General features: G+C 71.0%; 15 protein-coding genes and 1 pseudogene. 4 read left to right on the top strand and 12 right to left on the bottom strand.

Annotation, left to right across the window (positions count from 1 at the left end; genetic code table 11):
- The first annotated feature begins 14 nt into the window (after positions 1-14).
- Entirely contained in the window at positions 15-1,856 is a 1,842-nt protein-coding gene (locus MKK54_RS20200; protein WP_244013552.1) for a glycosyltransferase family 2 protein, read from the top strand.
- 29 nt (positions 1,857-1,885) lie between these two features.
- On the opposite strand, the gene MKK54_RS20195 is transcribed toward MKK54_RS20200, so the two are convergent.
- The 12 genes and pseudogenes from MKK54_RS20195 to MKK54_RS20140 form a co-directional block, all read right to left on the bottom strand.
- Entirely contained in the window at positions 1,886-2,467 is a 582-nt protein-coding gene (locus MKK54_RS20195) for an SCO family protein (RefSeq protein ID WP_244013550.1), read from the bottom strand.
- A 162-nt stretch (positions 2,468-2,629) separates the two neighbouring features.
- Positions 2,630-2,821 (bottom strand): annotated as a pseudogene (locus MKK54_RS20190) (hypothetical protein); the annotation flags it as partial.
- Between the two features lie 11 nt (positions 2,822-2,832).
- Positions 2,833-4,326 carry a siroheme synthase CysG gene (gene cysG / locus MKK54_RS20185; protein ID WP_244013548.1) on the bottom strand — a complete coding sequence of 498 codons (1,494 nt, stop codon included), beginning with the start codon at positions 4,324-4,326 and terminating at the stop codon, positions 2,833-2,835.
- Positions 4,327-4,495: 169 nt separating this feature from the next.
- On the bottom strand, positions 4,496-7,168 hold the full coding sequence (locus MKK54_RS20180; protein WP_244013546.1) for a nitrate reductase: 2,673 nt from the start codon (positions 7,166-7,168) through the stop codon (positions 4,496-4,498).
- Positions 7,169-7,411: 243 nt separating this feature from the next.
- Positions 7,412-9,016 (bottom strand): sulfite reductase subunit alpha, encoded by a 1,605-nt coding sequence (locus MKK54_RS20175; RefSeq protein WP_244013544.1) that lies wholly within the window; start codon positions 9,014-9,016, stop codon positions 7,412-7,414.
- Positions 9,013-10,818 (bottom strand): NirA family protein, encoded by a 1,806-nt coding sequence (locus tag MKK54_RS20170; protein WP_244013541.1) that lies wholly within the window; start codon positions 10,816-10,818, stop codon positions 9,013-9,015. The genes MKK54_RS20175 and MKK54_RS20170 overlap by 4 nt, the downstream gene beginning before the upstream one ends.
- Positions 10,819-10,829: 11 nt before the next feature.
- Entirely contained in the window at positions 10,830-12,050 is a 1,221-nt protein-coding gene (locus MKK54_RS20165; RefSeq protein ID WP_244013539.1) for an NAD(P)/FAD-dependent oxidoreductase, read from the bottom strand.
- Between the two features lie 16 nt (positions 12,051-12,066).
- Entirely contained in the window at positions 12,067-12,861 is a 795-nt protein-coding gene (locus tag MKK54_RS20160; RefSeq protein WP_244013537.1) for an ABC transporter ATP-binding protein, read from the bottom strand.
- A gap of 9 nt (positions 12,862-12,870) precedes the next feature.
- Entirely contained in the window at positions 12,871-13,737 is an 867-nt protein-coding gene (ntrB, locus tag MKK54_RS20155; protein WP_244013535.1) for a nitrate ABC transporter permease, read from the bottom strand.
- Positions 13,737-15,026 carry a CmpA/NrtA family ABC transporter substrate-binding protein gene (locus MKK54_RS20150; protein WP_244013533.1) on the bottom strand — a complete coding sequence of 430 codons (1,290 nt, stop codon included), beginning with the start codon at positions 15,024-15,026 and terminating at the stop codon, positions 13,737-13,739. Before MKK54_RS20150 ends, ntrB begins: the two co-directional genes overlap by 1 nt.
- Positions 15,027-15,463: 437 nt before the next feature.
- Positions 15,464-16,480 carry a CmpA/NrtA family ABC transporter substrate-binding protein gene (locus tag MKK54_RS20145; protein WP_244013531.1) on the bottom strand — a complete coding sequence of 339 codons (1,017 nt, stop codon included), beginning with the start codon at positions 16,478-16,480 and terminating at the stop codon, positions 15,464-15,466.
- A complete protein-coding gene (locus MKK54_RS20140; RefSeq protein WP_244013529.1) occupies positions 16,477-17,064 on the bottom strand; it encodes an ANTAR domain-containing response regulator in 588 nt (195 codons plus the stop codon). The genes MKK54_RS20145 and MKK54_RS20140 overlap by 4 nt, the downstream gene beginning before the upstream one ends.
- 220 nt (positions 17,065-17,284) lie before the next feature.
- On the opposite strand from MKK54_RS20140, the gene MKK54_RS20135 reads away from it, so the two are divergent.
- From MKK54_RS20135 to tkt, 3 genes are all read left to right on the top strand, one after another.
- Positions 17,285-17,962, top strand: coding sequence for a hypothetical protein (locus tag MKK54_RS20135; RefSeq protein ID WP_244013527.1), 678 nt, complete (start codon positions 17,285-17,287; stop codon positions 17,960-17,962).
- A gap of 216 nt (positions 17,963-18,178) precedes the next feature.
- On the top strand, positions 18,179-20,038 hold the full coding sequence (locus MKK54_RS20130) for a glycoside hydrolase family 15 protein (RefSeq protein ID WP_244013525.1): 1,860 nt from the start codon (positions 18,179-18,181) through the stop codon (positions 20,036-20,038).
- Between the two features lie 95 nt (positions 20,039-20,133).
- Complete coding sequence (tkt, locus tag MKK54_RS20120; RefSeq protein ID WP_409564214.1) at positions 20,134-22,209, top strand: transketolase; 2,076 nt, start codon at positions 20,134-20,136, stop codon at positions 22,207-22,209.
- Positions 22,210-22,243: the final 34 nt, after the last annotated feature.

Raw genomic sequence — 22,243 nt, 5'->3', positions numbered from 1 at the left:
GGAGGCCGGCCGCAATGTCGCTGCCCGTCAGCCGCCCCGTCGGTGCGGCCGCTGCGCTGCCGCCCGAGATCGCCTTCCTGGCGGCTGAAGGCTTCGATCCGGCCCGGCTGGCCGAGGCCGCCGCCCTGGCCCGTGCCTGCGGCGCTGATGCCGCCACCGCCCTCATGAGCGCCGACCTGATCGGCGAGGAGGCGTATTACCGCGCCCTGGCGCGGGCGCTCGGCGCGCCGTTCCTGGCCGGCGATCTCCGCCTCGGCGAGGGCACGCGCTACCCCGAGAGCCTCGTCGCCGGGCTCGCGCCCCTCGCGCGGCCGGCCGGCGCCGCCTTCGTCTGCGCGCCGCGCGGCCCCGCCATCGCCGCGCTCCTGCGGGAGGGCACCGCGCTCGCCGTCACCACGCCCCGGGCCCTGCGCGAGGCGGTGTTCGCGGCCAACCCCGAGGGGATCGCGGCCTATGCGGCCGACACCCTGCAACGGCACCGTCCCGACTGGGCGCTGGGCGCGGGCACCCAGCGGCCGCGCCTCGCCATCGTGGGGCTCCTGGCCGGGGCGGGATGCCTCGTCGCCTGGGCGATCCCCGCCTCCGTCCTCATCGGGGCCTGGACCCTGGTGCAGCTCGGCTTCCTCGCCATGGTGACCTTCCGCATCGCCGCCGTCAGCGTCGAGTCCGAACCGGCTCCGTCGGTCGCGCTGTCCGATGCCGAGCTGCCGGTCTACACCGTGCTGGTCGCCCTCCACCGGGAGGCGCGGATGGTGCCGCACCTCGTCGCCGCCCTGGCGCGCCTCGACTACCCGGCGGCCAAGCTCGACATCAAGCTGGTGATCGAGGCCGACGATTTCGAGACGGCCGCCGCGCTGACGGTGGCCGCCCTGCCCGCCCGGTTCGAGGTCCTGCGGGTGCCGGCGGGCCTGCCCCGCACGAAGCCCCGCGCCCTGAACGTCGCCCTGCCGCTGGCACGCGGCAGCTGCCTCGTGGTCTACGATGCCGAGGACGTGCCCGATCCCGGGCAGCTCCGGGCGGCGGCGGCGCGCTTTGCCGGCGCCGCGCCCGAGGTGGCCTGCCTCCAGGGTCGCCTCGTCATCGACAACCAGGAGGATGGCCGCCTCACCCGCTGCTTCGCCCTCGAATACGCGGCCCTGTTCGACGTGCTGATCCCAGCCCTGGCCTCCTGGCAGCTCCCGATCCCGCTCGGGGGCACCACGACGCATTTTCGCACCGCCGTGCTGCGGCGGGTTCACGGCTGGGATGCCTGGAACGTCACCGAGGACGCCGATCTCGGCATCCGCCTCGCGCGGGCCGGTTTCCACGTGGCGGACCTGCCCAGCGACACCCTGGAGGAGGCGCCGCGCACCCTCCGGCCCTGGCTGCGCCAGCGCACCCGCTGGATGAAGGGCTTCCTGCAGACGACGCTGACCCACGCGCGCGCTCCGCGCGAGACCGCCCGGCAGCTCGGTGTCCTCGGCACCCTGTGCGCCGTCGCCCTGGTGCCCGGAACGGTGATCTCCGCCCTCGCCTATCCCGTCCTGATGGGCCGGGCGGCCTGGGACTTCGCGCTCTTCGTGGCGCGCGGCCTGCCCGCGCCGGGCGGGTTCTGGGCCAGCCTGCCCACCGGCTCGGCGATCACGCTGTTCGTCGCCGGAATCCTGGCGATGCTGCTGCCGGCGGCCCTCGGCTGCCTCCGGCGCGGCTGGATCGACAGCCTCGCCTTCGTGCCGCTGCTTCCACTCTACGCCCTGCTGGTGAGTCTCGCCGCCTGGTCTGGGCTGATCGAACTGATCCGCGCCCCCAGCCGCTGGAACAAGACGGAGCACGGCCTGGCGCGCACCTCGCGCAGCGGCACCCTGCGGATCGGCTGATCGCCGCCGTGCGCGACGGTCTCCCGCGACTACAGCATCCTGGCGAGTTCGGCCGCCGCCTCCTCCGGCGGGCGTGCCAGGTTGAGGGCGTTGAGGAAGCGGTTCTGACCGTTCATCACGTAGACGAGGGCCGTGTGCTCCATGGTGTAGTCGCCGTCCTTGGTCGGCACCTTGCGCACGTAGGCCCGGTAGGCCTTCACCGCCGCGCTCACCTCCTCGGGCGTGCCGGTGAGGCCGACGATGCGCGGATCGAAGCTCGCCAGGTAGGCCTTCAGTGCCTCGGGCGTGTCGCGCTCGGGGTCGACGGCGATGAACAGCGCGCGGGTGTCCTTGCCCTTCGGACCGAGCGCCCGGAGCACGTCGCCGATCTGCTGCAGCGTCGTCGGGCAGACGTCGGGGCAATGGGTGAAGCCGAAGAACACGAGGTGCGTGCGCCCCGCATAGTCGCGCTCGGTCACGCGCTGCCCGTCCTGGTTCGTCAGGGTGAAGGGGCCGCCGACGCTGCTGGTGCCGCCCTCCTGGGTCTTGGGGGCCAGCACCGCGAAGGCCGCGATGCAGAGCCCCACGAGGCCGACCACGAAGGCGAGGATGGGCAGGAGCGTGCGACGCATGGGGCGGCCTTGCGGTCGAGGAGTGAGGCGGCTTCAGACCACAGGCGCCGTGCCCGGGCAATCCGCCAAACCGTCGCCGGAGAGGCGTCAGACCAAATCCGTCTGATCCCTTCCGGCGATCCCCCGAGGGATCGCGTTCGGGATGGAGGATCTCGGCTTCGCTCAGCCCCGCTGCGGCTCGTCCGCCTTCGGCGCCGTCCCGCGCCGACCCTCGGCCAGGGCGGCGTTCTCGCGCCGGAGCGGACGGCCGATCGGGCAGGCCTCCTGCACGAAGCCGTTGAGGGTGTTGAGCAGGTTGTCCTCCACCTGCCGGTAGAACACGAACTGACCGCGCTTCTCCCCCACGATCAGCCCGGGCTCTGCCCTCAGATCGCGACCTTGCCCGGCTCGATCGTGGCGATCGCGGCCTTGGCGCCGAGGCGGCGCAGGGCCTCGCCCACCATGAGGAGCGCCGGCCCCTCGTGGCCGGACGCCTCGACCCGGTCGGCGAGGTCGGCGGCGCTGGCCTCCACCACCTTCTGGTTCGGGCGGGTGGCGTTGAAGACGAGGAGCGCCGGGGTCGCGGGCGCGAGGCCCTCGGCCATGGCCCGCTCGAGGAGGACCCGGAGCGTCTTCTTGGGCATGTAGACCACGGTGGTGACGCTCGGATCGGCCAGCGCCCCCCAGTTCAGGTCCTCCGGCAGCGCACCGCGCCGGTCGTGGCCGGTGACGTATTGCAGGCGGCGCGCCGCGTCGCGGTTCGTCAGCGAGACGCAGAGCGAGGCCGCCGCCCCCTGCGCCGCCGAGATGCCCGGCACCACGCCGACGGGGATGCCGGCCGCGCGGCAGGCGTCGATCTCCTCGCCGGCTCGGCCGAAGACCAGGGGGTCGCCGGATTTCAAGCGCACCACCTGCTTGCCGGATTTCGCGAGCTGCACCATCAGCGCGTTGATGTCGTCCTGGCGGCAGGAGGGGCCGTGCCCGGTCTTGCCCACCAGCATGGTGCGGGCCTCGCGGCGGGCATAGTCGAGGATCTCCGGCGCCACCAGGTCGTCGTAGAGGATGACGTCGGCGTTGCGCAGAGCGCGCAGCGCCTTGAGGGTGAGGAGTTCGGCGTCGCCCGGCCCGGCGCCCACGAGCGTCACGGCCCCGCCCTTCGGCGCGGCCTCGGTCTGCCCCAGCAACTCGGCGAGATCCTGCTCCGTCGGCACTCGGTCGGGCTCGGCGAAGGCGCGGTCCGTGAATCGCTCCCAGAAGGCGCGCCGGTCCGAGAAGCCGTGGAAGCGGGCGGTGACCTCTTCGCGCCAGTCGCGGGCGGCGCCGATCCAGGCCTTGAACCCGCGCGGCAGCATGCCCTCGATGCGCGCCCGCACGGTCTGGCCGAAGACCGGGGCGGCCCCCTCCGTCGAGATGCCGACCACCATCGGCGAGCGGTTGACGATGGCGCCGAACTTCACGTCGCAGAGATGCGGGCGGTCGACGGCGTTGACGATGGCCCCCGCCCGGCGGCCTGCCGCGACGAAGGCGATGCAGTCGGCCTCGTCCTCCATGGCGCCGATGACGAAGGCCGCACCCTGGAGGTCGGCCTCCTGCCACTGGCGTTCGTGCAGGGTGACGGAGCCGGCCACGATCTCGCCCGGCACGGCCCGCAACTCGTCGCTGGGCTCGGGCGCGTAGACGTCCACGTCGGCGCCGGCGGCGGCCAGCAGCTTCACCTTCCACGGGGCGCCGCCGTTGGAGCCTGCGAGCACCGCCCGCTTGCCCTGCAGCGGCACGAAGACCGGCAGGACGGCCAAGGGTTCGAGGCCGGCCGGGCCTGCACCGCGTGTGGATTCGGGGCTGGCGGGCCGGGTTTCGCGGGGCTGGCGGGGGCTGCTCATCAACGTGTCCGTTACGCGAATTCCTTCTCCCCTCTGCGGGAGAAGGTGGCCCGCGAAGCGGGTCGGATGAGGGGAGCGCCGTATCCGGAAGCGTCGCCCCCTCTCCCGGTCGCTCCGCGACCACCCTCCCCCGCAAAGGGGGAGGGTGAGGTTCTTCGTGAAAGTGAGCCTATGCTGCGTTGCGCGCAAGCACCTGCGGCAGCAGCTTGCGGATCTCTGGGATGCACGAGCCGCAATTCGTGCCGGCCTTGCAGGCCGCGCCCACCGCCTCGACGCTGCCCGCGCCTGCGGCGATGACGCCCGTGATGACGTCGAGCCCGACCCCGTGGCAGGCGCACACGGTGGGACCGGCCGAGGCGGTCTCGGCGCGACCGGTGAGGAGGGCGCGCCGGGCGCCGGGCTCCGGTTCGCTCTCCGAGAAGTAGGCCTTGGCCTCCTCCCAGGTCGGGCGCGCCTCGGCCGGCCCCAGGGCCAGGCAGGCGACGAGGCGATCCCCGTCATAGACGGCGCAGCGGTAGCGTCCGCGCGCATGGTCGGCGTACTCGGCGAGTTCGCAGCCCTGGAACAGGCCGCGCATCATTAGCGCCACGGCGCGGGAACTCTCCTGCGTGGCGAATTGCAGCCCCGAGCCGCCGGAAATCGTGGCGCGTGCCCACCACCAACCCTCCGGCAGCGCGTGCTCGCGGCGCGTCAACAGGAAGCCCCGGTTGCGATAGGACACGGGGGCGATGCCGGCCGGCGTCGCCTTCAGTTCGGGCTGGCCCGAGACCGGGTCGGGGATGCCGCGCACCAGGGCGCCGACGCGGGCATCCGAGGCGGTGGCCGCGCTCCAGTGGAAGGCGGCGAACAGGCTGCCCGGCCGCACGGCGTCGGTGATCATCGCCTCCAGGATCGCGGTGCCGTGCGGCGTGGCGATCCGGGCGAGGTCGCCTTCTTTCAGGCCGAGCGGCGCGGCATCGTCCGGGTGGATCTCCACGAAGGGGACGGAGCGATGCGCCGAGAGGCGCTGGCTCTTCCCCGTCCGCGTCATGGTGTGCCAGTGGTCGCGCACCCGCCCCGTGTTGAGGACGAGGGGGTAGTCGCCGCCCACCGCCTGCGCGAGCGCCGGGGGCTGCACGGCGACGAAGCGGGCGCGCTTGTCGAAGGTGTAGAACTGTCCGTCGGCGAAGAGCCGCGCCTTCGCCTTGCCCCGCTTCGGCAGCGGCCATTGCAGCGGCGGCGTGCCCGCATAGGTCGCGTCCGGCATGTCGCTCAGGGCCCCGAGGTCGAAGTCGCGGCTGCCGTTGTTCTCGAAGGCCGAGAGCGCCGCGTGCTCGCGGAAGATCGCGGCGGTGCCCGAATAGGCGAAGGCCTCGCCGTGGCCGAGCCGCTTGGCGACGTCCGCGATGATCCGCCAGTCGGCCCGCGCCTCGCCGGGCGCTTTCAGGAAGCTGCGCTGGCGCGAGACCCGGCGCTCGGAATTCGTCACCGTGCCGTCCTTCTCGCCCCAGGCGAGAGCCGGGAGCAGCACGGTCCGCTTGCCCAGCGCGCGGGCGCTGTCGCTGTCGGCGACCGCCTCCGAGACGACGTAGAGGTCGAGCTTGCGCAGGCTCTCGCGGATCCGGTCGGCGCGCGGCATCGACACGATGGGGTTGGTGCCCATCACCCACAGGGCCTTGATCTTGCCGCGTTCGATCGCCTCGAACAGGGCGACCGCCTTCATGCCCTCGCCGGTGATGATGTTGGGCGCGGACCAGAAGCGGCGCACCCGGTCCACCTCTTCGGGGGCGAAGTGCATGTGGGCGGCCAGCATGTTGGCCAGGCCCCCGACCTCGCGCCCGCCCATGGCGTTGGGCTGGCCGGTGAGCGAGAACGGCCCCGCGCCGGGCTGGCCGATGCGGCCGGTGGCGAGGTGGCAGTTGATGATCGCGTTGCCCTTGTCGGTGCCCTGCGCCGACTGGTTCACCCCTTGCGAGAACGCGGTGACGACGCGCTTCGTGCCGGAAAACAGCGCGAAAAACGCGGCGACGTCGGCCTCACTGAGCCCCGTGGCGTCGGCCGTGGCGGCGACGCTCGGCGCGATGGCGGCGGCGCGCTCCAGCGCGCCGTCGAAACCGCTGGTGTGGTCGGCGACATATCGCGCGTCGACGGCGCCCGTGGCGGCGAGGTGGACCAGCAGGCCCGAGAACAGGGCGGTGTCCGTGCCGGGCTTGAGGCCGAGGAAGAGGTCGGCCTCCTCGCCCGTCTGGGTGCGGCGGGGGTCGATCACCACCAGCTTGGTGCCGCGCCTGGCCCGCGCGTCGATCATGCGGCGGAACAGGATCGGGTGGCACCAGGCGGTGTTCGAGCCGACGAGCACGATCAGGTCGGCCTCGTCGAGGTCCTCGTAGCAGCCCGGCACGGTGTCCGAGCCGAAGGCGCGCCGGTGGGCGGCCACCGCGCTCGACATGCACAGGCGCGAGTTGGTGTCGACGTGGGGGGTGCCGAGGAAGCCCTTCGCGAGCTTGTTGGCGACGTAGTAATCCTCCGTCAGCAGCTGGCCCGAGAGGTAGAACGCGATGGCGTCCGGGCCGTGCGCCTCGGCCACCTTGCGCAGGCCGCCCGCGACCGTGCCGAGGGCCGATTCCCAGCTGACGCGGGTGCCGTCGACCTGCGGATGGAGCAGGCGGTTGTCGAGGGACAGGGTCTCGCCGAGCGCCGAGCCCTTGGAGCAGAGGCGGCCGAAATTGGCCGGATGCGCGGTGTCCCCGGCGATCTCGGCCCCGCCCTGCCCGTCCGGCGTGGCGAGCACGCCGCAGCCGACGCCGCAATAGGGGCAGGTGGTCTTCACGGCGGCGGCGGGTGCCTGGACGTGCGCGTTCATGGCGGGATCCTCGGCGGATTCTTTGTCATTACGGCTGAGAGCAAGAGTCGGGCCGGGCGAGACGGCATGCCCTCTCCCCTCTGCGGGAGAGGGTGCCTGCGGAGCAGGCGGGAGAGGGGCAGCGCAACGGTGTCGATCGAGGCGCCTGTCATCATGCGTGGGGACTTTTCGGAGAGCTCGCCCCCTCTCCCGGTCGCTCCGCGACCACCCTCCCCCGCAGAGGGGGGAGGGTTCTTCGCGCCCTCAGTACACGTCGGCCTGGTAACGCCCGGTCTTCTTCAGGTGGGCGAGGTAGGCCACGGCCTCGTCGGGATTCTTGCCCCCGTGCTGACTCGCCACGTCGATGATCGCCCGCTCCACGTCCTTGGCCATGCGCTTGGCGTCACCGCAGACGTAGAAATGGGCGCCGCCTTCGAGCCACTTCCACAGTTCCGCGCCGTTCTCGCGCATGCGGTCCTGCACGTAGGTCTTCTCGGCCCCGTCGCGCGACCAGGCGAGCGACAGGCGGGTGAGCCGCTTGCGGTCCTTCAGGCCGTTCAGCTCGTCCTTGTAGAAGAAGTCCGAGGCCTGCTTCTGGTGGCCGTAGAACAGCCAGTTGCGGCCCGGCGCCTGCGTGGCGTCGCGCTCGCGCAGGAAGGCGCGGAACGGCGCGATGCCGGTGCCGGGGCCGACCATGATGACGTCCTTGGAGAGGTCGTCGGGCAGGGCGAACCCGTGCGCCTTCTGCAGGTAGACCCGGACCTTCATGCCCTCGGGGATGCGCTCGCCGAGATGGGTCGAGGCGACGCCGAGGCGCAGGCGCGAGCGGTGGCTGTAGCGCACCGCGTCGACGGTGAGCGAGACCCGGCCCGGATCGGCCTTCGGCGAGGACGAGATCGAGTAGAGCCGGGGCTGCAACTCGTCGAGGGCCTCGAGGAAGACCTCCGCGTCGGGGCGCGCACCGGGAAACTTGTGGAGCGCGCCGAGCACGTCGAGATGGGCGGCGTCCCCGTCCGGGTCCTCGCCGGCGGCGAGCGCCTGCGCCTTCTTGCGGGCCTCGCCCGAGGTGAGGAGCGAGAGGAGCTGGTAGAGCCCGTCCGGTGCGCCGCCGAGGGCGTAATCCGTCAGCAGGCGGTCGCGCAGGGTCTTGGCCCCGATCCTGCGCTCGGGCCGGGCGCCGAGTTCGGCGATGACCGCGTCGACCAGGGCCGGGGCGTTGGCGGGGAACAGACCCAGCGAATCGCCGACCACGTACTCGATGGGCGTGCCGGTCAGATCGATCTCGACGTGCCAGGTTTCCTTCTCGCCGCCCGGCGCGTTGAGCCGGGTGCGCGAGACGAAGGTCGCCTCCACGGGGTTCTCGCGGCAGAAGCCGAGGGGGCCGAGCGCGACCGCGGCCTTGGGCGCGTCGTCCTCCGCCTTCTTCGGAGCCGCGCCGCCGGCGGCGCCGAACTCCTCGTCGAGCTTCTTCAGCATGCGGAGCGTGTCCTTGCCGCCGGGCTGGCACAGGTTCAGGCGCTCCTCGTTCTTGAGGAAGATGGCGTTGGCGTAGTCGGCGCAATTGTAGCCGCACTGGCCGCAATCCTGCTGGGCCATGGCGGCCATCAGCTTCTGCGCCTCGGGCCGGTCCTTGGCCATGTCCATGCGCTCGGGCAGCGGCAGGGACGGGTCGTGCCAGGGCGCGTCGTCGTTGTCGGCGAGCTTCGCGCCGGCGCCGGCGGGCGCATCGCCGGGCGCCAGGGCGGTGGCGCCCTCCACGGCGGGGCCGAGGAGGGCTGCGAAGTAGCCCGAGAGCCAGGCGCGCTGATCCGGGTCGAAGGGGGCGGTCTCGGGGATGAGAACCAGGGGGGGCGTCACGTGCTCGCTCATGCGGCGGCCTTCAGGATGGGTTGCTCTTCGGCGATGGTGCGCAGGGATTCCGGGCCGGTTCGGGCCGTGAAGGCCTGGAAGCTCTCGGCCGGGTCCTCGCGGCGGGCGAGGTAGGTCCGCAGCAAGGCCTCGATCCGGGTCGGGCAATCCTCGGCCCGCACGGCCTTCCAGATTTCGGTGCCGATCTTCGGGGAATCGCCGAAGCCGCCGCCGACGACGATGTCGTAGCCTTCCACCGTGTCGCCCTCCTCCGAGACGACGACCTTGGCGCCGATGAGGCCGATGTCGCCGATGTAATGCTGGGCGCAGGAATGGTGGCAGCCGGTGAGGTGCACGTTCACCGGAACGTCGAGCTCCTTCAGGTTCGCCTCGATGTAGTCGGCGATGACGAGGGCGTGGCCCTTGGTGTCGGAGGCGGCGAACTTGCAGCCCTGGTTGCCCGTGCAGGCGACGAGGCCGGCGCGGATGCTGGAGGCCTGCGTGGTGAGCCCGAGGGCCGCCACGCGCGACTGGACCTCCGCCACCTTCGCGTCCGGCACGCCCGAGAACAGGAAGTTCTGCCAGACGGTCATGCGGATGGCGCCGTCGCCGCATTCGGTGGCGATCTTGGCGAGCGCCCGCATCTGGTCGGTGGTGAGCTTGCCCACGGGCAGGATCACGCCGATCCAGTTCAGGCCGGGCTGGACCTGCTTGTGCACGCCCACATGGGCGAAGCGGTCCATGCCCCCGCGCGGGGCGACATGGGCGGGGTCGACCCGGTCGAGCTTGGTGCCCAGCACCTCCTCCACGGCGGCGAGGTACTTGTCGAAGCCCCAGGCATCGAGGACGTACTTCATCCGGCTCTTGTTGCGGTTGGTGCGGTCGCCGTTCTTGATGAAGACGCGCAGGATCGCGTCCGCGACCTTGTTACAATCCTCGGGCTTCAGCACGACACCGGTGTCGCGGGCCAGATCCCGATGGCCCGAGATGCCCCCCAGCACGAGGCGCATCCAGATGCCCGGCTCGACGGCCGCGCCGTCGAGGACCCGGATGGCCTGGAAGCCGATGTCGTTGGTCTCCTCCAGCACCGGCATCACGCCGCCGCCATCGAAGGCGACGTTGAACTTGCGCGGCAGGCCGAACAGCGAGCGGTCGTTGAGGATGTGGTTGTGCCACGATTTGGCCAGCGGGCGCGTGTCGAGCAGTTCCTGCGCGTCGATGCCGGCGACCGGCGAGCCGGTGACGTTGCGGATGTTGTCGGCGCCCGCGCCCCGCGCGGTCAGGCCGAGGTCGATCAGGCCGTCGAGGAAGGGCTGGCCGTGCTCAGGGCTGATCTCGCGGACCTGGAGGTTGGCGCGGGTGGTGACGTGGGTATAGCCGCCGCCATGCGCGTCGGCGAGATCGGCGATGCCGGCGAACTGCCAGTGCTGCAGGATGCCGTTGGGGATGCGCAGGCGGCACATGTAGGAGTTCTGGGCGGGCGCCACCCAGAACAGGCCGTGATAGCGCCAGCGGAAATTGTCCTCCGGCTTCGGCCCCTTGCCGGTGGCGGCCTCCGCGATCAGGCGGTTGTGGCCGTCGAACGGGTTCTCGGCCCGCTTCCACTTCTCCTGCTCGCAGAGCTTGCCGCCGCCCTTGATCGTGGCGTCCTGCGCTTTGACGTGGATGGCGTCGGGGCCGATCGGCTCGGCCGGCGGGGCGGAGGCACCCGGTCCCGAAGTCCCCTGCCCGAGCGCGAGGCCGCCGGTTAGGCGGGCGGCGGAGATGCCGGAGGCGAAACCTTCGAGGTAGCGCTTCTGCTCGGCGTTGAATGCGTCGGCCATGGCGTGGCTCCTCACGCTGCGAGGGGTTGGGGTGCGGACGCGGAGCGCCCGAACATGAGGTCGTCGCGATGGTCGGCGATCGAGGCGCCGGTGCGGATCAGGTCCTTGCACCAGCCCTGCTCGGCGATGTCGCCGACGAAGACCGCGCCGAGGAGCCGGTCCTCGGCGACGATGAGCTTGCGGTAGAGGCCGAGGCCGGGATCGGACATCAGCACGGTCTCGGCGCCCTCGGGCGCCTCGATCTCGCCGGCGGAGAACACCGGCAGCCCCGAGACCTTGAGGCTGGTGGAGAGGGCGGTGCCCAGATAGGCCGCCGCCTCGCCGACGAGGTGGCGGCTCAGGGTCTCGGCCTGCTCGTAGGCGGGCTCCACGAGGCCGTAGACCATGCCCCGATGCTCGGCGCACTCGCCGAGCGCGAAGATGCGGGCATCGGAACTCTGCATGCGGTCGTCGACCTTGATGCCGCGCGCCGTCTCGAGGCCGGCGTTCTGGGCGAGCGCCACGTTGGGGCGCACGCCCACCGACAGCACCACGAGATCGGCCGGCAGCACGGTGCCGTCGGACAGGACCAGGCGCTCGACGCGGCCCTCCCCCTCGATCGCGGCGGTGTCGGCCTTGAGCCGCACCGTGACGCCGCGCGCCTCCATGGCGCGCTTCACGAGGCCGGCGGCGGCGTGGTCGAGCTGGCGCTCCATCAGCCGGTCCATGACGTGGAGGAGCGTGGTGTCGACGCCGAGGCGCGCGAGGCCGACGGCGGCTTCGAGCCCGAGGAGGCCACCGCCGATGACGATGGCCCGGGCGTGCTCCACCGCCGCCCTGCGGATGGCGGCCACGTCCGCGAGGTCGCGAAAGGTCAGCACCCCGGGCAGGTCCATGCCGGGCTTCGGCAGCCGGATCGGCAGGGAGCCGACCGCCAGCACCAGCTTGTCGAAGGGCAGGACGTGGGTCTCGCCGACGATGACGAGGCCGTTCTCGCGGTCGACCTGGGTCACCGGCGCGCCGGTGATGAGGCGGATGCCGTGACTCTCGTACCAGTCGAGGCCGCGAAACGCGCAGCCGGCCTCGTCGACCTCGCCGCCGAGCAGCGAGGAGAGCAGCACGCGGTTATAGGCCGCCTGCGGCTCGGCCCCCACGACGGTGACGTCGTAGAGGCCGGGCGCGCGCTCGGTGAGGCGTTCGAGGAAGCGCAGCGACGCCATGCCGTTGCCGATCACCACCAGACGTTCCCGCATCGTCCGAGATCCGTCCTCAGGCCGCGATCGCGGGCTTGGCGTGGCGCGCGTAGAGGAATTCGAGCACCTCGGCGTGGGCATGGGTGTAGGTCGCGTCCTCCACGAGATCGAGGCGGCGGCGTGGGCGCTCAAGGTCGACCCGCAGGATCTCGCCCACCGTGGCCGAGGGGCCGTTGGTCATCATCACGATGCGATCCGAGAGCAGCACCGCCTCGTCCACGTCGTGGGTGATCATGATGACGGCGTTCTTGAGCCGCGCATGGATGTCCATGAGCGAATCCTGCAGATGGGCGCGGGTGAGGGCGTCGAGCGCCCCGAACGGTTCGTCCAGCAACAGCACCTTCGGCTCCATGGCCAGCGCCCGGGCGATGCCGACGCGCTGCTTCATGCCGCCCGAGATCTCGCTCGGGCGCCGGTCGGCGGCGTGGGTCATGTTCACGAGCGACAGGTTGTGGTCGATCCAGGCGCTGCGCTCGGCCCGCGATTTCCGGCCCTTGAAGACCTTATCGACGGCCAGCGCCACGTTCTCGCGCACCGTGAGCCAGGGCAGGAGCGAGTGGTTCTGGAACACCACGGCGCGATCGGGCCCGGGGCTGTTCACCTCCTTCTCTTCCAGCAGCACGCCGCCGGTCGAGGCCTTGAGCAGGCCGGCCACGATGTTGAGCACGGTGGACTTGCCGCAGCCCGAATGCCCGATCAGCGAGACGAACTCGCCCTTGTCGATCTTCACGCTGACATCGCGCAGCACCTCGTTGGTGCGGCCCGAGCGGGTGAACGAGATGCCGACGTTCTCGATGCTGAGATAGGTCATGAATGCTCCTCAGGCCGTCGCGGTGCCGCGGGTGACGAGGGTGCCGACGAAGGCGACGAAGCGGTCGAGGATGAAGCCGATGACGCCGACATAGACCAGGGCCACGATGATCTCGGAGATGTGGGAGGAGTTCCACGCGTCCCAGATGAAGAAGCCGATCCCGACGCCGCCGATCAGCATCTCGGCCGCCACGATGGCGAGCCAGGACAGGCCGACGCCGATGCGCAGCCCCGTGAAGATGTACGGGGCGGCCGAGGGCAGCATGATCTTGGCGAAGAACTCGAGCGGGTTGAGGCGCAGGACCGCCGAGACGTTGCGGTAATCCTGCGGGATGTTGCGGATGCCCACCGCCGTGTTGATGATGATCGGCCAGATCGAGGTGATGAAGATCACGAAGATCGCGGAGGGCTGGCCGTCCCGGAACGCGGCGAGCGAGAGCGGCAGCCAGGCCAGCGGCGGGATCGTGCGCAGCACCTGGAAGATCGGATCGAGGCCCCGCATGGCCCATTCGGATTGTCCGATCAGGGTGCCCACCAGGATGCCCGCCACGGTGGCGAGGGCGAAGCCGAGGGCCACGCGCTGGATGCTGGCGGCGATGTGCCAGAACAGGCCCTTGTCGGTGCCGCCATGGTCGTAGAACGGGTCGACGATGAGGTCCCAGGCTTCCGTGACGACGCGCGAGGGCGGCGGCAGGCCGGCGCCCGGACGCGAGCACAGCAATTCCCAGATCACCAGGAAGGCGATCATCACCACCACCGGCGGGATCAGGTTTTTCGCGATGGTGTTCAGGGTCGCCATGGTCACCAGGGGCGCGCGCTTCGGCTCGGACGCCTTGGCCGCGATGACGGGGGCGGCGATGGTGGAGGTGTTGGCCATCACGCGATCCTCTTGATGTCGAGGCTGGACAGGTAGGCGGCCGGATCGGCCGGATCGAAGACCTTGCCGTCGAAGAAGGTCTCCTTTCCGCGCGAGGTCGAGCCGGGGATCGTGGTGACGCCCAGCGCCTTCGCCGCCTCGCGCCAGAGGTCCTCGCGGTTCACCTTGGCGATGAGGGCCTTGGTGTCGGTCTGCGCGTCGAACTTGCCCCAGCGGATGTCCTCGGTGAGGAACCACAGGTCGTGGGACTGGTAGGGGTACGAGGCGTTGTCCGCCCAGAACTTCATGACGTGCGGGCTGTTCTCGACCACGCGGCCGTCACCGTAGTCGATGGTGCCCTTGATGCGCCCGGCGACATCCCCCACGGGCACGTTCATCCACTGGCGCTTGGCCGCGATGGCGGCGACCTCGTCCTTGTTCTCTGGCCTGTCGCACCATTGCTGCGCCTCCAGCACCGCCATCAGCAGCGCCCTCGTGGCGTTCGGGTACTTCTCCGTGAAGGAGGCCCGCATGGCGAAGGCCTTCTCGGGATGGTCCTTCCACAACTCGCCCGTGGTCAGCGCGGTGTAGCCGAGTCCCTGCTGCACGAGCTGCGCGTTCCACGGCTCGCCGACGCAGAAGCAATCCATCGTGCCGACCTTCATGTTCGCCACCATCTGGGGCGGCGGCACGACGATGGTCTCGATGTCCTTGTCGGGGTCGATGCCGCCGGCGGCCATCCAGTAGCGGATCCAGAGGTCGTGGGTGCCGCCCGGGAAGGTCATGGCCGCCTTCACCGACTTGCCGGCGGCCTTCTTCTTCTCGACCGCCGCCTTGAACACCCGGGCGTCGAGGGCGACCTTCTGGTCGAGGTATTCCTTGGCCACCGAGATGCATTGGCCGTTGGTGTTGAGTCGGGCCAGGATCTGCATCGGCACGGGCACGTTGTTCTGCGTCACCCGGCCGGCCGAGATCAGGTAGGGCATCGGCGTCAGGATGTGCGCGCCGTCGATGCCGTTGCCCTCGGAGCCGAGCACGAGGTTGTCGCGGGTGGTGCCCCAGCTCGCCTGCTTCAGCACCTCGACGTCGGGCATGCCGTGCTTGGCGAAGAAGCCCTTCTCCTTGGCCACGAAGAGCGGGCTCGCGTCGGTGAGGGCGATGAAGCCGAGCTTGGCGCCCTTCACCTCGGGGCCGGCCCCTTGCGCGAAGGCGCCGCCCGGCAGGGCGGTCCGCGCGAGGGCGGCCAGGGAGAGCGTCGCGGCGGCGCCTTTCAGCAGATCACGGCGGTTGTTGCGAACACCGTCAGTCATCGAACCCGAAACCCTTGAAAGCGATGGGAGTCCGCCAAAGAAAAAACCGCCGACCAAGTACATCCATCGAACGCGAAGCGATGCGTTCCGTGGGGGACTCGGGTCAGCGGCTCTGCCGACGGATAGGGCTCGTCTTCGTTGGCGAGCCCTTGGGGCCTTGCACGCCGCGTGCCAGGGCGATGCCGGGCCTGGGCGCAGATCGAGGCGTGCGGGCCTGGGACGATTCTAAGTTTCTCGAAACGCTGCGGTTTGTCCCGATTGCCTCAGAGCGAATCCGGCCGATCCCTTCGGGATGGCGGATCTGGGCTTCGGTCGGCCCGCTCGTCCGCTCGTCCGCCTTTTCCGTCCGACGAGCCGGTGCTGAAAGCCTGCCCGCGCGCCACCTGCCGCATTGCACAATCCGCGTGCAGATTGCCGGTGCGGGCGGCAGCGCGTCGTCAGTCCGCCAGGGCGGCCTCGTAGAGGTCGGGCCGGTAGATCGCCCGGGCGCGCGCGGCCAGGGCGGGGGTGGGGACGATCTGGCCCGCCTCCCCCATCCGGTCGAGGAGCCAGTCGGCCCGGGCGGGCTCCGGCCGCTCGGCCTGCGCGCCGAACACCACGAAGCGCTCGGCGCGCCGCGCGGTCCCGTCCGGGGCGACCACCACGGTGCCCTCGAGCGCCCGCCGGACGAGGGCCGGGTCGAGGCCGAGATGGTCCGGATGGGCGAGCAGGCTCGCGAGTTCGCGATGGTTCTCGGGCGCCGCGCACCAAAGCCCGGCCCTTCGCACGGCCCGCACCAGGGGGGCGCTGCCGGGGGCCGCATAGGCCGGCAGGGCCAGCACTTTTTCCGGGCAATCGGGCGCGAGTTCGCAGCCGAAGGCCGCGATGCGGCCGTAGCCCTCCGTCACCGCGACGCTGTTCCAGGGCGCGCCGACGCAGAAGCCGTCGACCTGCTCGGTGCGCAGGGCCTCGGCGATCCAGGGCGGGGGAATCACCACCAGGCGGGTCATCGCGTCGAGATCGAGGCCGCCGCGCGCCGCGAACAGCCGGAGCTGATAGGTGTGGCTGGAGAAGGGGTGCACGGTGCCGAGGGTGAGCGGGCGCCCCTGCCCGGCCCGCGCGGTCGCCACCCGCGCGAAGGCGCGCGCCACGGTGTCGAGGTCGTCCGCCTCCGGCGCCATCGCGGCCCAGAGCGGGCGCGCGAGCGTGACCGCGTTGCCGTTGAGGCTGAGCCCGAGGGGGATGGCGAGGTCGGTCTCGGGGCCGCTGATCCCGAGCGCGCTGGCGATGGCCAGCGGCGCGAGCATGTGCGCGCCGTCGAGATGGCCGAGCGCCAGCTTGTCGCGCAGGGTGGCCCAGGAGGGTTCCCGCACGAGGTCCACCGACAATCCCTCGGCGGCGGTGAAGCCGCATTGGACCGCGACGAGGAGCGCGGCCGCGTCGATGAGGGGAACGTATCCGAGCGCGAGTCTCATCCGAGAAGATCCGCCGCCGTGACGATGGCGCGGGCGATGTCGGCGATCTTGCGCTTCTCGTTCATCGCCTTGCGCCGCATCAGGCGGTAGGCCTCCTCCTCGGACAGGCCCTTGGCGGTCATGAGGATGCCCTTGGCCCGCTCGATGAGCTTGCGGTCGGCGAGTTCCCCGCGCGCCTCCGACAATTCGCGCTGCAGCCGTGCGAAGGCGTTGAAGCGCAGGATCGCCACGTCGAGGATCGAGCGGATGCGCTGCGGCTGCAGCCCGTCGACCACGTAGGCGGAGATGCCCGCATCCATCGCCGCCTGCATCATGGGCACGTCGGAGCGGTCGACGAACATCGCCACGGGCCGCTCCACGTGGCGGGAGAGGCCCGACATCTGCTCCAGGATGTCCCGGCTCGGGCTCTCCAGGTGGATGACGACCACGTCGGGGTTGAGGGCGGCGACCCGCGCCGGCAGGTCGGCGGTGTCGGGCAGGACCACGACGCGCGTGAAGCCCGACGCCGTGAGGCCCTCCTCGAGGATCGCGGCGCGGGCGCGGCTCGGGTCGATCACGGCGACGGTGAGGGTCGGCTCGGTCATCGGTGTCCGGGAACGGATCGAATCGGGATGGAGAAAAGGCTCCGGCTGGTCGCATGCCGGCCCGCGGGATGACAAGCTCCCGCGTCGGACGACCGCGATTCGGAACGCAAGCGGCGTGCCCGCACGAATCGTTACGATCGGGAGAGGAAACAGCCCAGGTTCCGCCGCAAACGACCCGGCTTATGGCGAAGGGAATGAAACCGACAGCGAGGTGGTCCGGATGGCAGCGCGCACTCACGCCGACGACGCCGCGTTCGGATCGGAGCCCGCGCGCGGCGTGACCCCGCCCCTCCTGCCGACCCTGATGATGGCGGCGATCCTCGGCGCGGCCTCCTATTTCTGTCATGAGCCCGCCGTGATCGAGGCGCCGGTGCCGGCGACCGCCGTCGCCAGCGCACCGGAGGCGGTGGCCGATGCGCCATTCATTCCGGCGCCCCTCGCCTTCCAGACGCAGTTCCCGATGATCGTCGCGGCGCGGGCCGAGGCCGTCGCCGTGGTCCAGCCCCACAAGGCCCCGGTTCGGTCGGCGCGCATCGCCGCGCCGCGCCGCGCCGACCCGCGCGTCGTCGCCAGGGCGACGGTGGAGAAGGCGCCAACCGACAAGGCGGCAACCGAGAAGGCGGCTCTTGCGCCCGAGAAGGCGCTGCCGTTCGCGGCGGAGGCCGAGGAGCCGGCCACCAGCGTCGCCGCGTCCGACGATGGCATCCTGCCCGAGATCGCCCTGCCCTTCGCGCCCACGATCCGGGCCGTGACGCGGGCGAGCGCCGCGGCCGGGGCCTTCATGGGCGCGAAGGGTGCTGCCCTGGGCACGTTCGTCGGCGCCAAGGGGGCGGTGCTCGGGACCGAGACGGCGACCCTGGGCGCGGCCGTCTCCGGTTGGGTCGACGGCCTGCGCTGACGTCCGGCCGCTCGGCCCGTACGCGCGGGCGCCGCAGGCCCGTTCACGTCACACAAGTCACGTCACACGGGTTCTCTTCACGCAAGTTCGTGACACGGGTCGGCAATTGCCGCGCTGACCCTGGACCCTGCCCGCTTCGAAGACTAGGTGGACGCTGAAGCGCCGATGCGCTGCCGGCGGGCCGTATCGCTCGACGGCGCGGACACGAGGACCTGGATGGCGGGACGGATCGAGGATTACGCGCTCGTGGGCGACGGGCGCACCGCCGCGCTCATCGGCCACGACGGCAGCGTCGACTGGCTCTGCTGGCCCCGCTTCGATTCCGCCGCCTGCTTCGCCGCCCTGCTCGGCACGGAGGATCACGGCTACTGGAAGCTCGGCCCCGCTGAGCCGGCCACCACCACGCGCCGGTATCGCGAGGGCAGCCTCGTCCTCGAAACCCGGCACGAGACCGCCACCGGCAGCGTGCTGGTGACCGATTACATGCCCGCCAACGACGGCTCGCACCTCGTGCGGATCGTCGAGGGCATCGAGGGCTCCGTGCCCATGCGGATGCGGATGCGCGTGCGCTTCGATTACGGGCTCGCGGTGCCGTGGGTCTCGCACAACGAACTCGGGGATCTCCGCGCCATCTCGGGGCCGCACAAGGTGGTGCTGCGCACCCTCGTGCCCACGCATGGCCAGGACCAGACCACCGTGTCGGCGTTCACCGTGGAGGCCGGCCAGAGCGTGGCCTTCACCCTGAGCTACGGCCCGTCCCACGAGGACGACCCGGCGCCGATCCAGCCGCGCAAGGTGCTGTTCGAGACCGACCGCTACTGGCGCGACTGGTCGAGCCGGGCGGCCTCGGGCACGCCGTGGGACGCGATCCTCAAGCGATCGCTCCTCACCCTGAAGGCGCTGATCTACCAGCCCACCGGGGGCATCGTCGCGGCGCCCACCACCTCCCTGCCGGAGGATCTCGGCGGCGTGCGCAACTGGGATTACCGGTTCTGCTGGCTGCGCGATTCCACTTTCACCCTGATCGCCCTGATGGATGGCGGCTACCTCGACGAGGCGCGGGCCTGGCGCGACTGGCTGGTGCGCGCGGTGGCCGGTAACCCGGAGCAGGCCCACATCCTCTACGGCATCGCGGGCGAGCGCATGCTGCCCGAGATCGAGCTCGACTGGCTGCCCGGCTACGAGAACTCGAAGCCGGTCCGCATCGGCAACGCGGCGGTGGAGCAGTTCCAGCTCGACGTCTACGGCGAGATCTTCGATGCGCTCTACCAGGCGCGCCAGCGCGGCCTCCAGGGCGACGCCGACGGCTGGCGGGTCGGCGAGGCGCTGCTGCGCCACCTGGAGAAGGTCTGGTGCACGCCCGACGAGGGCATCTGGGAGGTGCGCGGCGGGCGCCGCCACTTCGTGCATTCGAAGGTCATGGCCTGGGTCGCCTTCGACCGCGCCATCCGCTCCTTCGAGGAGGCCGAGACCCGCGAGCAGGACGAGATCCGCACCACCGGCCTCCACCACCGGCCGAAGGAGGCCCGCGACGTGCCCGTGGCGCGCTGGCGCGAGATCCGCGACCAGATCCATGCCGAGGTCTGCGCCAAGGGCTTCGATCCGGAGCTGAACAGCTTCGTGCAATCCTACGGCTCGAAGCGCCTCGATGCGAGCCTGCTGCTCATCGCCCATATGGGCTTCCTGGCCCAGGACGATCCCCGCGTGGTCGGCACCGTGGAGGCGATCGGACGGACGCTGATGCGCGACGGCTTCGTGCTGCGCTACGACACCGAGAACCAGACCACGGACGGGCTGCCCGGCGACGAGGGCGCGTTCCTGCCCTGCTCGTTCTGGTATGCCGACAATCTCATCGGCCTCGGCCGCTGCGAGGAGGCGCGTGCGCTGATCGAGAGGCTGATCGGCGTCTGCAACGATGTCGGATTGGTGGCGGAGGAGTATGATGTGAAGGCCAAGCGCCTCGTGGGCAACTTTCCGCAGGCCTTCAGCCACGTCACGCTGGTCAACACCATCCTCAACTACAGCCGGGCCAAGGGGCCGGCGAAGGAGCGGAGCAGCGGCTCCGCCGAGGCGTGATCCCCGGGCACGAACCCCTCCGCGCCCCAACGGCGCGACGCCCGTGCGCTGCAAGAGCGCCTGGCGAACAAGCCCCAGATGAAGGACGACGAGAGATGAGCGGAGCAGAGACCCAGCCGAACGCGGCCCTGAGCGAGATCGACAAGCTCAGCATCGACACGCTCCGGACCCTCGCCATCGACGCGGTGCAGAAGGCCAATTCCGGCCATGCCGGCGCCCCGATGGCGCTGGCGCCCGTGGCCTACACCCTGTGGAACCGCTACCTGCGCTACGACCCGGCGCATCCGCACTGGCCCAACCGCGACCGCTTCGTGCTCTCGGCCGGCCACGCCTCGATGCTGCTCTACGGCCTGATCCATCTCGCCGGCGTTGCCGAGAAGGATGGCGGCAACGCGCCCGCGCTGACCATCGACGACCTCAAGAACTTCCGCCAGCTCGACAGCCGCACCCCGGGCCACCCGGAATACCACTTCACCACCGGCGTCGAGACCACCACCGGGCCGCTCGGCCAGGGTGTCGCGAACTCCGTCGGCATGGCCATGGGCGGCCGCTTCCTCGGCGAGCGTCTGAACCGGCCCGACCTGCCGCTGTTCGACTACAACGTCTACGCCATCTGCTCGGACGGCGACCTGATGGAGGGTGTCGCCTCGGAGGCCGCCTCCATCGCCGGGCACCTGCGCCTGTCGAACCTGTGCTGGATCTACGACAACAACACCATCACCATCGAGGGCCACACCGAGCTCGCCTTCTCCGAGGAAGTCGCCGCGCGCTTCCTCGCTTATGGCTGGCAGGTGCTCCGGGTGGCCGACGCCAACGACGTGCACGCGATCGCCTCGGCCCTGGAGACCTTCCTCCAGTCGAGCGACCGCCCGACCCTGATCGTCGTCAACTCGATCATCGGCTACGGCGCGCCGACGAAGCAGAACACCGCCAAGGCCCACTCGGACGCGCTAGGCGAGGAAGAGGTCAAGGGCGCCAAGCGCGCCTATGGCTGGCCCGAGGACGCGCAGTTCCTGGTCCCCGACGGCGTCTACGACAATTTCCGCAACGGCATCGGCAAGCGCGGCGCCGAACTCTATGCCACCTGGGAAGGCTTCTTCCAGGAGGCCAAGGCGGCGGATGCGACGCATGCCGAGGAGCTCGACGCCTATCTCGAAGGCCGCCTGCCCGAGGGTTGGGACCGCGACATCCCGGTCTTCGAGCCGGACGCGAAGGGCCTCGCCACCCGCGAATCCTCCGGCAAGGTGCTGAACGCCATCGCCAAGCACGTGCCGTTCATGCTCGGCGGCTCGGCCGATCTCGCGCCCTCCAACAAGACCAACCTCACCTTCGAGGGCGCGGGCTCGCTCACCCCGTTCGAGCCGGGTGGCCGCAACATCCATTTCGGCGTGCGCGAGCACGCCATGGGCTCCATCGTGAACGGCCTCGGCCTCGTAGGCCTGCGCGCCTACGGCGCCACCTTCCTGGTCTTCGCCGACTACATGCGCCCGCCGATCCGCCTCGCGGCGCTGATGGAGGTGCCGGTCTTCCACGTCTTCACGCACGACTCGATCGGCGTGGGCGAGGACGGCCCGACCCACCAGCCGGTGGAGCAGATTCTCACCCTCCGCGCCATTCCGGGCCTCGTGACCCTGCGCCCGGCGGATGCCAACGAGGTCGCGGAATCCTATCGCGTCATCATGAGCCTGAAGGACCAGCCGGCGGTGCTGGCGCTGAGCCGCCAGCCGCTGCCGACCTTCGACCGCTCGCGCTATGCCAGCGCGGCCGGCACCGCCCAGGGCGCCTACGTGCTGGCCGATTGCGAGGGCACGCCCGAGGTGATCCTGATCGGCACCGGCTCCGAGGTGCAGCTCTGCGTCTCGGCCTACGAGGCCCTCAAGGCCGAGGGCGTGAAGGCCCGCGTCGTCTCGATGCCGTCCTGGGACCTGTTCGAGCGCCAGGACGAGGCCTACCGCAACAGCGTGCTCATCCCCGAGGTGCTGGCGCGCGTCGCCGTCGAGCAGGGCTCGGTCATCGGCTGGGACCGCTACGCGGGCTCGGCCGGCTCCATCGTCGGCATGCACACCTTCGGCTCCTCGGCGCCGATCAAAGACCTGCAGTCGAAGTTCGGCTTCACCCCCGAGAAGGTGCTCGCAGCCGCCCGCGACCAGATCGCGCGGCACAGGAAGTAGGCCGCGAGGGGGCCTATCCCCGACCGGAGCGCGT

Source organism: Methylobacterium sp. J-068 (assembly GCF_022829445.1).
Taxonomy (GTDB): domain Bacteria; phylum Pseudomonadota; class Alphaproteobacteria; order Rhizobiales; family Beijerinckiaceae; genus Methylobacterium.
The sequence above is the reverse complement of the archived record's forward strand: the minus strand, read 5'-3'. Positions and strand labels throughout refer to the sequence as shown.